Origin of the sequence: Dyadobacter psychrotolerans (assembly GCF_004349265.1) — a bacterium.
In the GTDB taxonomy this organism is placed as follows: domain Bacteria; phylum Bacteroidota; class Bacteroidia; order Cytophagales; family Spirosomataceae; genus Dyadobacter; species Dyadobacter psychrotolerans.
Genome location: NZ_SMFL01000001.1, coordinates 454,836 through 466,694, shown reverse-complemented (window position 1 = coordinate 466,694; position 11,859 = coordinate 454,836). Strand labels below are relative to the sequence as shown.

11 protein-coding genes and 1 riboswitch are annotated in these 11,859 nt (G+C 41.4%); of the genes, 6 read left to right on the top strand and 5 right to left on the bottom strand.

The window, feature by feature from the left end; genetic code table 11:
* The first annotated feature begins 110 nt into the window (after positions 1-110).
* From E0F88_RS02035 to E0F88_RS02020, 4 genes are read left to right on the top strand one after another with little or no spacing between them, the layout of a single operon-like run.
* Positions 111-1,589, top strand: coding sequence for a cobyric acid synthase (locus E0F88_RS02035; RefSeq protein ID WP_131956162.1), 1,479 nt, complete (start codon positions 111-113; stop codon positions 1,587-1,589).
* Positions 1,590-1,598: 9 nt separating this feature from the next.
* Positions 1,599-2,621, top strand: a complete 1,023-nt coding sequence (locus E0F88_RS02030) for a pyridoxal phosphate-dependent aminotransferase (RefSeq protein WP_131956160.1) — start codon at positions 1,599-1,601, stop codon at positions 2,619-2,621.
* Entirely contained in the window at positions 2,600-3,538 is a 939-nt protein-coding gene (gene cbiB, locus E0F88_RS02025) for an adenosylcobinamide-phosphate synthase CbiB (RefSeq protein WP_131956158.1), read from the top strand. Before E0F88_RS02030 ends, cbiB begins: the two co-directional genes overlap by 22 nt.
* 16 nt (positions 3,539-3,554) lie before the next feature.
* Positions 3,555-4,106, top strand: coding sequence for an AAA family ATPase (locus E0F88_RS02020; protein WP_131956156.1), 552 nt, complete (start codon positions 3,555-3,557; stop codon positions 4,104-4,106).
* A gap of 29 nt (positions 4,107-4,135) precedes the next feature.
* Here E0F88_RS02020 and E0F88_RS02015 read toward each other — a convergent pair whose 3' ends face one another.
* The 3 genes from E0F88_RS02015 to E0F88_RS02005 are packed head-to-tail and all read right to left on the bottom strand — an operon-like array spanning position 4,136 to position 6,248.
* A complete protein-coding gene (locus tag E0F88_RS02015) occupies positions 4,136-4,936 on the bottom strand; it encodes an SDR family oxidoreductase (RefSeq protein WP_131956154.1) in 801 nt (266 codons plus the stop codon).
* A 27-nt stretch (positions 4,937-4,963) separates the two neighbouring features.
* Positions 4,964-5,884 carry a S66 peptidase family protein gene (locus tag E0F88_RS02010; protein ID WP_131956152.1) on the bottom strand — a complete coding sequence of 307 codons (921 nt, stop codon included), beginning with the start codon at positions 5,882-5,884 and terminating at the stop codon, positions 4,964-4,966.
* Between the two features lie 37 nt (positions 5,885-5,921).
* Positions 5,922-6,248, bottom strand: coding sequence for a DciA family protein (locus tag E0F88_RS02005; RefSeq protein WP_131956150.1), 327 nt, complete (start codon positions 6,246-6,248; stop codon positions 5,922-5,924).
* 223 nt (positions 6,249-6,471) lie between these two features.
* A riboswitch (SAM riboswitch) is annotated at positions 6,472-6,580 on the top strand.
* Between the two features lie 163 nt (positions 6,581-6,743).
* Here E0F88_RS02005 and E0F88_RS02000 point away from each other — a divergent pair.
* Positions 6,744-7,796, top strand: a complete 1,053-nt coding sequence (locus E0F88_RS02000) for a homoserine O-acetyltransferase family protein (RefSeq protein WP_131956148.1) — start codon at positions 6,744-6,746, stop codon at positions 7,794-7,796.
* A gap of 74 nt (positions 7,797-7,870) precedes the next feature.
* Entirely contained in the window at positions 7,871-8,620 is a 750-nt protein-coding gene (locus E0F88_RS01995) for a M48 family metallopeptidase (protein ID WP_131956146.1), read from the top strand.
* Positions 8,621-8,674: 54 nt separating this feature from the next.
* Here the strand turns inward: E0F88_RS01995 and E0F88_RS01990 are convergent, their stop codons facing one another.
* On the bottom strand, positions 8,675-9,445 hold the full coding sequence (locus tag E0F88_RS01990) for a glycerophosphodiester phosphodiesterase (protein WP_131956144.1): 771 nt from the start codon (positions 9,443-9,445) through the stop codon (positions 8,675-8,677).
* A gap of 94 nt (positions 9,446-9,539) precedes the next feature.
* Positions 9,540-11,858, bottom strand: a complete 2,319-nt coding sequence (locus tag E0F88_RS01985) for an FdhF/YdeP family oxidoreductase (RefSeq protein WP_131956142.1) — start codon at positions 11,856-11,858, stop codon at positions 9,540-9,542.
* Position 11,859: the final 1 nt, after the last annotated feature.

Genomic DNA, 11,859 nt, shown 5'->3' with positions numbered 1-11,859 from the left:
TGGAGCCACCTGTTTCTAGCCAAAAAATCGGCGGTAACGTTTGGCTCCGAAAGGAGCCTGCTGATAACTAACCCAAACCTTTTTCATAAATAAAACAAAATTTAAGACACATGAATAGCAAGCCATTACGACCCATTATGTTTGTCGGCACCGGGTCGGATGTTGGGAAAAGTGTTATTACTGCCGGTTTTTGTAGAATTTTCAAACAGGATGGTTATACACCGGCTCCCTTCAAAGCACAAAATATGTCGCTGAATAGTTATGTAACTATTGATGGTCTCGAACTTGGACGTGCTCAGGCCGTGCAGGCAGAAGCCGCCGGTATTCCGTGCCACACAGATATGAATCCGGTGTTGTTAAAACCTACAAGTGATAAGTCTTCGCAAGTTATTTTAAATGGCAAACCCGTTGGTAACCAGTCTGCATACGAATATTTTATGGCTAACGACCGCCGTGAATTATTTGCTTCGGTTAAAGAGGCTTTTGACAGACTTTCTGCAAAATATTCTCCTATCGTGATGGAAGGCGCGGGCAGTATTTCTGAGCTTAATCTGAAACACAGAGACATCACCAATCTTCGGATGGCCGCGCATGCAGGTGCCGCCACTTATCTGGTTGGGGATATCGACAAAGGTGGTGTTTTTGGAAGTGTCTATGGCACAATCGCCTTGCTGACGGAAGAGGAAAAAGCTTGCATGAAAGGAATCATCATCAATAAATTTCGTGGTGACGGTCGTTTATTTGAAGATGGAAAACGCATGCTGGAAGATTTAACAGGTTTACCGGTTGTCGGAATTCTACCTTATTTTCGTGATATTCATATTGAACAGGAAGATTCTGTTTCACTGGAATCGAAGTATAAATCTGCGGTGGAGGGCAAAATCAATGTTGCTGTTATTTTGTTAAAACGCCTTTCCAACTTTACAGATTTTGACAGACTGGAGCGTGACCATCGGGTGAATTTATTTTATACAAATGATCCTGAGGAAGTTTCAAAAGCTGAAATTGTAATTGTTCCCGGAAGCAAAAATACAATTGCAGACATGCTTTCGATTAAAAATAACGGATTGGCCAGAGCGATTCTGGAAGTACATAAAAGAGGTAAAACAGTTATCGGTATTTGTGGAGGATATCAGATGCTGGGTGAAACGATTGAAGATCCATATCATGTCGAAGGAGAAATTGAATCAATTCCCGGACTTGGAATTTTGCCGGTCAGTACCATTTTACAATCCGAAAAGACAACATTGCAGTGTGACTTTACCTTCCGCGAAAGTTCGGAAGTGAATCTGGGTTATGAAATTCACATGGGTGAAACCAAAATTTCGGGAAAAGAATCACCGGTTGCTGTGTTTGCCGACGGAAGAAAAGACGGTTATTTCTTAGATGCAAAAACCTGGGGCACTTACCTTCACGGAATTTTGGATAATGATGTGGTCATCGAAAATTTACTTACGCCGTACACCTCTGAGCTTGCTGAGGGTTATTATAATTTTCAGGAATTTAAAGACCAGCAATATGACCGCTTAGCGGACCTGATTCGGGAAAATGTGGATATGGTGCAAATTTACAGAAGTTTACAGTTTTAAAAATTAAGAATGTTACAAGGGCACGGCGACGACGGGTATACATATCAAAAAGAAATTATTGCAGATTTTAGTACCAATGTCTGGTATGGCGGAGAACCAAAAGGGCTAAAAGAATATGTGTTTGACAGATGGAACAATGTAAACTGGTATCCGGAAGTTGTGGCGGAAAGTTTGCGTGAAAAGATTGCCTCTCATCATCATATCTTGCCGGAACAGGTGCTGGTGAACAGCGGATCCACGGAAAGTATTTATTTGCTTGCCCAGCTTTTTGCAACTAAAAAGACAACGGTGGTAATTCCTGCTTTTTCTGAATACGAAGATGCCTGCAGTATTTACGATCATCATTTAAGTTTTCTTGCCTGGGAAGATGCTTTGCTTGCACCCCGACTGCGAAGCGATGTTGTTTTTATTTGTAATCCCAACAATCCAACCGGACTGATTTTTTCGGAGCTAGCAAATTGGATCAAGAGAAATCCTGCCTGTCTTTTTGTAGTCGATGAAGCTTTTATAGATTTTACTTCAAACGGAGAGTCGTTGATTCCTCTTGTCGAAAAATTTGATAATCTTATTGTATTAAGAAGTCTCACCAAAACTTACGCAATTCCGGGTCTTAGGCTAGGGTATGTGACAGCACAACAGGATTTGATTGAGCAACTCATGAGGATCAAGCAGCCATGGACCGTTAATTCAATTGCGCTTTCCGCAGGAGAGTTCATTTTTGAAAATTTTTCGAGCATACAGCCACCTGTCATACAACTACTTTCAGACAAAAACACATTTGTAAAAAAACTGCAAACCAACGAATCAATCCGGATAGAAGAGAGCGAAACACATTTTTTTCTGGCTAAAACGATTGTCAGAAACGCAGCTCAGCTTAAAACCTTTTTAGTTGAAAATTATGGATTGTTGATTCGGGATGCGGGAAACTTTCGGGGACTTACACGTCAGCATTTTCGTCTGGCTACGCTAAGTCCGGAAAAAAATCAGTTAATGATAAAAGCCCTTGAAGAATGGAAAGAGCTGTATTACTAATTGTGCCGCTGGTAGTTGGTTACCTATTGGATTTATGGCTGGGCGATCCGGATAACTGGCCGCATCCGGTTCGGGTGTTTGGAAATTTGATAGCAAAAGGAGAAACATTTTTGAACAAAAACCAGGGGCGATTTTTCAAGGGTATGCTGCTTGCAACCTTGCTGACAATTCTCTGCTTCGCCTTTTTTTTCTATCTGAATTATCTTTTGCTTCGTGTAAATGACTGGCTGTACATTTCAGTCAACAGTATTTTTGTCTGGTATGGTCTTGCCAACAAAGGATTGATTACGGAAGGACAAAATGTATTTTTTGTTCTTGAAAAAGAAGGCCTGGAAGCAGGCAGGAAACAACTTTCCAGAATTGTGGGAAGAGATACATCACAATTGACGGCACAGCAAATCAGAATTGCCGTACTGGAAACCATGTCTGAAAATCTTAGTGACGGAGTTGTGGCTCCTTTATTTTATTATGCAATTGCGGGCGTTCCCGGCATGATGGCTTATAAAATGATCAATACGATGGATTCTATGCTGGGATATCGGAGTGATCGATATGAATGGTTTGGTAAATTTCCTGCACGACTGGACGACTTTGCAAATTTTATTCCTTCCAGGCTTACGGCTTTACTAATGATCCTTGTAACAGGAAGTAAAAGAGGCTTGCAATTTGTATTGAAATACGGAGATAAACACAAAAGTCCTAACGCCGGTCATCCGGAAGCTGCATTAGCGGGAATTTTAAACTGTCGTTTCGGCGGGCCAAACATTTATCACGGAACAGTCGTGCAGAAACCCTTTATTGGAGAAGCAGAAAGGATCATTCTGCCGGATGAAATAAGATTTGTGAGTGGAATTAATCAGAAGGTATGTTCTGCGATGGTAATTTTGGTCGATTGCACAGTGATGTTAATGAGATAATTTTAGACAATTACAAATGCCAAACATCATTATAACCGGAGGGCCGGGCTCGGGAAAATCGACTTTAATTGAAGCACTCCAGACAAGAGGATTTCTTTGTAAACAGGAAGTTTCACGTCAGCTTATTCGTGAGCAGGTTGCGTTGGCGACAGGCTGTGTCCCCTGGCAGGATTTAGATTGTTTTGCAAATCTTGCTTTGAATAAAATGATAACTGACTACAATTCAGCAGGTATAAAAGATGAGATTGTTTTTTTTGACAGGGGAATTCCTGATGTTATAGCATATCTGAAAGCGGGAGGATTGCAGGTTGAGCAGCGATTTTATGATGCAGCGAAGATATTTCCGTATTCAAAAGAAGTTTTTATCACACCACCCTGGAAAGAAATTTATGTTAATGACGATGAGCGCTGGCAGACTTTTGAAGAAGCCTGTATACTTCACGATACCCTGATTGCGGCTTATGAGAATTTGGGGTATAACATCAAATTCATTCCTTGTACCTCGGTAACTAAACGCGTCGAATATATTTTTAAAACCATTAAGGAATTAAGAAAAATTAAGGCTTAATGAACCTTAACTACTTAATGTTGAACATCTTACTCCGGTATATTCTTGCGAACCTGATCAAACAACACGTTTGGAAGAAAGCGCTTTAAATAAATTGCGGCGACTTCTTTGAACCCGCCAATGTAAATTTCTTTTTTATCTTTTCTGACTGCATTTAAAATCTGCCTTGCGCATTCTTCTGCGGGTATTCCGTTTGCCTGATTTGAATCCATTTTGCCAAATTTGCTTCCGGATTCATTCAGTGCGTTTACAGAAATGTTTGTTCGGATGTAACCCGGACAAACTGTCGTTACTTTAATGTTGTCTTTATAACCTTCGGCCCTCAGAGAGTCATAAAAGCCGTGTAATGCATGTTTGGCAGCATTGTAACCCGAACGCATAATGGTGCCGATTTTTCCGGCTACGCTGCTTATTACAATGAAATGTCCGCTTTTCTGTTTTATCATGTAGGGCAAAACGGCTTTTGTAATCGCTACAGTACTGTAAAAATCAACATCCATCAGTTTCCGGTATACATCCAGATCCGTATCGATAATGTAAGATCTTTGACTCACACCCGCGTTGTGAACCATGATATCAATTCGTCCGAAGGTTTCAATAATCAGATCAGCAGCTGGTTTTGCTTTATCAAAATCCGTTACATCCATGGGCAGGATCAAAATGGAAGAGTCCGGTAAGCCTGTAAGTTGTTTCACCCGATGCAGTTCTTCCTGACGCCTTGCAGTGAGCACCAGTTTCGCTCCCTCTTTTGCAAATGCAAGTGTTATTGCTTCTCCAATTCCGGATGAGGCGCCTGTAATCCAGACAACTTTATTTTGAAAAGTTTCCATAATTTAATGTCAGTTGAAACGATGTTTTTATTTCGGAGTGTATCCAAACTTTACACCTTTGTTGTTTACTTCAAGAAAGGCATTCGCACCTACAACCATTGGTTTATTATCTGACACATGACCGACGGGGAAATCAAAACAAACGGGATAGTTAAATTCTGAAACATGTTCCTGTACGATCTCATTTGCCTCTTTACCAAAAGTAGGCTGAGAGTTATCACGCATGTCAGAGAATTGCCCCACAATCAAGCCTGCCAGTTTTTTCAGTTTTCCGGATCTTTTTAGTTGAATAAGCATCCTGTCCAGATTATAAAGATATTCATTGACGTCCTCTATAAACAGTATTTTACCTGTTGTGTCAATCTCGGTTGCAGAGCCGATAAGATGTGCAAAAAGACACAGATTTCCCCCGACAAGCTGACCCGAAGCAGAACCTGGCCTGTTTAGCGGATGTGATGTTAAGGCGTACTCAGGTAATTCTCCGAATAGGATTTTACCTAAAAAATCTCTTGCCTCTTCTGCACCGGGTTGCATCATAGATTTGACCATCGGTGCATGCAAACTTGCAAACCCAAGATTAAAAAGCTGGGACAAAATAGCCGTCAGATCACTAAACCCGACAATCCATTTTGGCGATTTTTTGAATTTTGTGAAATTCAGCTGGTCAATAATCCTGGAACATCCGTAACCTCCTCTTGCAGCTATAATTGCTTTAATTGAGGAATCATCCAGCATGTGCTGTAAGTCGGTCAACCGATCTTCATCACGGGCAGAAAACTGGTTGAAAGAACTTTTCAAAGTTTTTCCTTCAACTACTTCTAGGTTCCAGGTCTCTTTTAACAGATTTATTCCCGGAACCACATCTTCGTACCTGATCGTACTGGCAGGGGCAACAATTCCAATTTTATCGCCGGCTTGTAAAAATGGCGGAATTACGATTTTGGGCATGTGAAGTTGATCTTTGTATGAGTAGCAGCAGCAAAATCTATATAAAAACCACATCTTCAACCAGATCGCTTTTCATTTCCCGGTTGATCAGTTCAATAATCTTAGATTTCGCCCGTACCAGCTCATTCCTCAACGGAGCTGATTCAATCTGCAAAAACAATATCCTGTCTTTAATGTAGACTGTTTTTGTTCTGGAGCCTATGGCAGATCCCATGATTTTGTCCCAATGAGCAGTGACATAGGACTGGTCAAATCTGGTCCGCAACCGGTATTTTTCCAACATTTGGTCAATAGCGTCCTTAAGAGGCGTTATTCCTGGTCGGCGGGATGCCTGTTCTTTATTAAAACGATATTGCTGTGCCATAGTCAGAGTGGTGCCTCGCTGCAAATGTAAGCATATCGAAATGAATATGGAGAATGGTGGCAGCGGAAGTGGATAAAAAACTAAAAAAGTCAAGTCTATTTTTTAGGACTTCGTGCCCGGATGGTGGAATCTGAATTTAAATTAAAGCGGACGGAATTTGCATTTTCAGCGATCCGGGCTTAATATTGCAGCATCAAGTCAATTGCTTCACAAGACAGCGATTGATTTATAAAGAAGAGGCGAGAGAATGGGCTCAACGAACCTCTGGCAACCTGCTACCACATTGGAGAAAGGTGCTAATTCCCACCTAAATTATTTAGGAGATATAAAATCAATTCGCGAATGAACTTACACATTTCCGTAAGCCGGATGGCTTTAATCTCGTATTTGGCGTTGAGAAAATCTCAATGATCAGATTCATGTTTTTTCGGCTTCATGCCATAAAAAGCATTCTATTAGACTATTTCGAATTTTTTAACCTGTGCTTTGGCACTTATGCAAGCGGAACAAAAAACTTTTAGGTATCCATATACTTATTCCCTCGAACTTGGCCGGGAATTGCCGGGTTTCGAGCTGGCATACACAACATACGGCACCAGAAATGCGAATGACGATAATATAGTATGGGTTTGTCATGCTCTGACCGGAAATTCAAACGTAACCGAGTGGTGGGATGGATTGGTTGGAGACGGCAAGTACTACGATCCGGCAAAATACTTTATAATCTGTGTTAATGTAATCGGGTCGGCATACGGGTCCACCGGACCGGCTTCCATAAATCCTAAAACGCAAAAGCCTTTTTATCGCGATTTTCCAATTATAACGGTTAGAGATGTTGTAGGGACTTTGGAAATCTTGCGTCAGGAACTTCAGATCAAAAAAATAAATATTTGCATTGGCGGTTCGCTCGGTGGGCAGCAGGCGCTGGAATGGGCTGTGGAAGTACCCGATCTTTTTGATGAACTCATTCTGATTGCTTCCAACGCGCTACATTCTCCCTGGGGTGTTGCCTTTAACGAATCACAGCGGATGGCCATCGAAGCCGACCCTACATTTACTGACGATAACGAGGAAGCAGGAAAAATGGGCATGCGTGCAGCACGTTCCATTGCCTTGCTGTCATACCGTAATTATGATACTTATAATTTCACCCAGGCCCGCGATAATCCTGATCAGATAGACGATTTCCGTGCTTCTTCTTATCAGCAATACCAGGGTGATAAATTTGTTAAAAGATTTAATGCCAATGCGTACTGGATCCTGTCCAAAATAATGGACTCACACAATGTAGGCCGTAATCGCGGCGGAATTGTCCACGCGCTTGGGATGGTTAAAGCCAAAACGCTGGTGCTTGGTATCAAGTCGGACTTACTTTTCCCGCTTTCCGAACAGCAGTTTCTGGCCCGTCATATTCCTGATGCGGTTTTTCAGGAAATCGATTCGCTTTATGGTCATGATGGTTTTCTGATTGAATATAAACAATTGACTCAGGTAATAAAAGCCTGGCAGCAGACAAACGGACAGTTACAGGTAGCCAAAATCGGTTGATTCATATTTTAATGATCACAAAAGTACTGTAACATCATGTGCAGGACTTTTTACTTTTAACAACAAACCCGGTAATGCAAAAAGTACTACTTGGCTTACTACTTATAGTTGTAATGTTGATAGTCGTTTGGCTGTGCTTTTTTCGTGAAGCTCAGGTAAATCCGGTTACAGGCAAAAGACAGTATATCGTTCTTACCGTTCAGGAGGAAATCCGGATTGGGTTACAATGCGCTCCGCAACTGGCCGCTAAATTTGGTGGTTTGTATAAAGAAAAACCGGTTCAAACAAGAGTAAAAAACATTGGTGCTAAACTCGTTGGCACGCCCGGAGCCGACAAGTCAGGTTACCAGTTTGACTTCCATGTGCTTGCTGATTCTCAGATAGTAAATGCTTTTGCCCTTCCCGGCGGACAAATATTTATTACACAGGGTTTTCTTGAAAAATTAAAAACGGAAGATGAAATTGCATCTATTTTAAGTCATGAAATTGCTCATGTACTTGGCCGGCACGCCACTGAGAGGCTAACTGGTGAAAATCTCATTAACGCACTGTCTGGTTCTAAACAAGGAAAATCTTTGCAAACCGAAACTGAAAACTATGTTTCCAAGTTTCTGAAACTGAATTACAAGGAAAGTGACGAGATTGAATGCGACAATCTAGCTGTGAAATATTTGTTGGAGGTAGGTTATAATCCTGATGCTTTGCTGCGGCTTATCTCAGTTTTGATTGACTCATTAAAAGAAAACCATACTTTCGGATTTGCTCAGACACATACTGTGACGGAAAGTCGCGAAGAACTTATCAAATCTGCAATTCAAAAATAATCATCCCGCTATAAAAAAATAGGAATTCGATAAACTAAGGCTCCTTTAACATTCTTACTTCGAAATTTTAAGCAGCAATTCCGGTTCATTAGTAGTAATGTAATCCACGCCCTGTTCCAAAAAATATTTCATCATGGCCTCATCATTTACCGTCCAGACGTTGGTTGTCAGTTTCAGATCACGGATTTCTTTGATGTAGTTTTCCTTCTTCTTTAAAACATTGAAATGATAATCGATGCCATCTAAGCCTGCTGATTTTATTTCCTCAGGCGTTTTATCTCCGTTCAGATATTCCACATGTGCTTTTGGAGCCAGTTCTTTTACTTTCAAACAAACATCGAAGTCAAAGGCTATATAGTCCGTTATTTTCTCAACTTTTAATTTTTTGACCATTTCTACACATTTTGCAGCCAATGCAAGTGAACGCTCTTTGCTAACTGACGACGTTTTTATCTCCAGAATGAGCCTTGTTTTTTTCTGCTTACTTCCTGTTTTCAGGTAAGCTTCCAATGTTGGCAATGTTTCGCCATTACCCAGTTTAATTTGGGATAATTCCTGTGAAGTCGCTTTTTCAATATCTGTTCCTTTAATCGTATGGTCGTGATTTACATACAGTACAGAATCTGCCGACATGTGCACATCAAACTCACTTCCATAACACCCCAGATCAATGGCGTGCTGGAGAGCTGCAATCGAATTTTCAGTGGCTCCGGTATTTTTCCATGCGCCGCGGTGGGCGATTACCTTATTTTTATTCTGGGACATACCTTCAGAAGTGATCAGGCAAAATAAAGTGGCTGCAATTATAAAAATATTCTTTCTCATAGCTAGTGAATTAAACCTGGGATACTAAGGCCGTTTTACTCCTCATTTACCCGCAAAGAAAGAGATTATTTGAAATGTATGTGTCATCTAATTGTTAAGAATTGACAGGCTGATGTGCTTTGATTTTGATAATAACCTGTTTAGAAGTTGGCGTATTACTTTTATCAGCCACACTATTGATAGGAACCAAAACATTTGTTTCAGGAAAATAGGTTGCACAGCAGTCTTCAGGAATCGGGTAAGCTATCACAACAAATTTGTTTGCTGTTCTTTCTACGCCGTCATGAAAATTGATTAAATCGACAAGTTCACCGTTTACAAGATCGCGCTTTTTTATATCCTGTTCATTCATCAATACTACGCGTCGTTCATTGTAAATTCCCCGGTATCGGTCATTCAGTCCATAAATTGTCGTGTTAAACTGGTCATGGCTGCGAATCGTCATCATGATTATTTCGTCATCCTCTAGATCAGGACCGGTAACATTTGCCAGGTTAAAATGTGCTTTTGAGGAAGCTGTATCGAAATTTCCATCCCGGTTACAGTTTGGCAGATAAAATCCACCCGGTATTCTAACACGTTCGTTGTATTTGTCAAAACCCGTAATTGTCCTTTCAATATCCTCGCGGATCACATCGTAATTTTCAGTGTAAAGCTGCCAATCGATTTTACTTCTCTTACCTAGCGTAGCTTTGGCCAGCCTGCAGACAATTTCCGGTTCGCTAAGCAGCTGATCGGAGATTGGATCAAGTATGCCTTTGGATGACTGAATAACGCCCATCGAATTTTCACAGGAGATAAACCGGTTTTCGCCATTTTTCATATCCTTGTCGCTTCGGCCCAAACAGGGTAAAATCAGTGCTTCTTTTCCATGAATCAGATGGCTGCGGTTTAGCTTTGTGGAAACCTGAACTGTCAAACTGCAATTTTGAAGTGCCTCGGCTGTGAAATTCGTATCCGGAGTAGCGGAAAGGAAATTTCCGCCCATGGCAAAGAAAACCTTCGCTTTTCCTTCATGCATCGCTTTAATGGACTCAACGACATCAAAACCGTGTTTTTTCGGAGGTAAAAACTGAAAATTCCGTTCAATCGAAGTAAGGAACTTTTCGGATGGTTTTTCAAAAATTCCCATCGTACGGTCGCCCTGCACATTGCTATGTCCGCGTACTGGACAGGTTCCTGCTCCCGGCTTTCCGATACTTCCTTTTAACAATAGCAGGTTAACAATTTCCTTGATGCTGTCCACCGCGTTTTTGTGCTGAGTAAGTCCCATAGCCCAGCAGGCGATGATTTTACTTTTGCCTGCGAGAAGTGTTGCTGTTTGCTGAATAAGTGAAAAAGGAATTCCGCTTATTTTAGCCAGGTCTTCTGCATCTTTGTTTTTTAAATGTTGGTTAAAATCTTCGAATCCGATCGTATTGTTCTGTATAAATTCCTGATTGAGAACGCTACCCGGATTTTTTTCTTCTGCTGCCATTAGCAGTATTTCAATGGCCTGCAAAGCAGCCATATCACCATTGATTTTTACCTGTAAAAAAATATCGGTGAGTGAAGGATTGATCCCCAAAACACCCTGAACCGTCTGAGGATTGTTGAAGCCCATCAGACCCGTTTCAGGCAGAGGGTTAATTGAAATAATTTTTGCACCCTTTGCTTTGGCTTTTTGCAGTGCCGTAAGCATTCTTGGGTGATTTGTCCCCGGATTTTGGCCCAGAATAATAATCACCTCTGCTTCATTAAAATCATCAAGCGTAACCGAACCTTTGCCAATTCCAAGAGATTCGCCCAAAGCAACGCCACTGCTTTCATGGCACATGTTACTGCAATCAGGCAGGTTGTTTGTTCCGTATTCCCGAACGAAAAGCTGGTACAAAAATGCCGCTTCATTGCTTGTTCTTCCGGAAGTATAAAATATCGCTTCATCCGGAGAAGAAAGCCGGTTTAAAGCCAGACCTATTTTTTCAAATGCTGCATTCCAGGAAATAGGCTGGTAAAACGTTGCTCCGGCTGGCAGGAGCATGGGCTGTGCAATCCTTCCTTTTCCTCCGATTTCGTAATCAGATAATTTGGCGAGATCAGTGACAGAATTTTTGGCAAAAAAATCCGCATCCAGTTTTTTTGCCGTCGCTTCTTCCGCAACGGCTCGTGCGCCATTTTCGCAGTACTCAGCAATTCCAGAACGTTCATCGTCGGGATCCGGCCACGCGCAGCTCGGACAGTCAAAACCCCCTTTTTTATTCAGGTTCCAAAGCGCTTTCATGCCGCGTGTAACACCGGCCTCTTTTGCTACTTTTTGAAAACTGGAAACGACGGCCGGAATTCCGGCGGCTGCTTTTTTTATCTCACCACGTTTTAAACCTGTAAGTTTTTCAGGATTTTCCGCACCTTGCACATCAGCAGATTCATTATTCATC

What these genes read in the sequence shown, in the direction of transcription:
- E0F88_RS02035 (WP_131956162.1), top strand. Translation starts at nt 111, where the DNA reads ATGAATAGCAAGCCATTACGACCCATTATGTTTGTCGGCACCGGGTCG.
- cbiB (WP_131956158.1), top strand. Translation starts at nt 2,600, where the DNA reads ATGGAAAGAGCTGTATTACTAATTGTGCCGCTGGTAGTTGGTTACCTA.
- E0F88_RS02005 (WP_131956150.1), bottom strand. Translation starts at nt 6,248, where the DNA reads ATGGCACAGCAATATCGTTTTAATAAAGAACAGGCATCCCGCCGACCA.
- E0F88_RS01985 (WP_131956142.1), bottom strand. Translation starts at nt 11,858, where the DNA reads ATGAATAATGAATCTGCTGATGTGCAAGGTGCGGAAAATCCTGAAAAA.
- E0F88_RS01990 (WP_131956144.1), bottom strand. Translation starts at nt 9,445, where the DNA reads ATGAGAAAGAATATTTTTATAATTGCAGCCACTTTATTTTGCCTGATC.
- E0F88_RS01995 (WP_131956146.1), top strand. Translation starts at nt 7,871, where the DNA reads ATGCAAAAAGTACTACTTGGCTTACTACTTATAGTTGTAATGTTGATA.
- E0F88_RS02020 (WP_131956156.1), top strand. Translation starts at nt 3,555, where the DNA reads ATGCCAAACATCATTATAACCGGAGGGCCGGGCTCGGGAAAATCGACT.
- E0F88_RS02015 (WP_131956154.1), bottom strand. Translation starts at nt 4,936, where the DNA reads ATGGAAACTTTTCAAAATAAAGTTGTCTGGATTACAGGCGCCTCATCC.
- E0F88_RS02030 (WP_131956160.1), top strand. Translation starts at nt 1,599, where the DNA reads ATGTTACAAGGGCACGGCGACGACGGGTATACATATCAAAAAGAAATT.
- E0F88_RS02010 (WP_131956152.1), bottom strand. Translation starts at nt 5,884, where the DNA reads ATGCCCAAAATCGTAATTCCGCCATTTTTACAAGCCGGCGATAAAATT.
- E0F88_RS02000 (WP_131956148.1), top strand. Translation starts at nt 6,744, where the DNA reads ATGCAAGCGGAACAAAAAACTTTTAGGTATCCATATACTTATTCCCTC.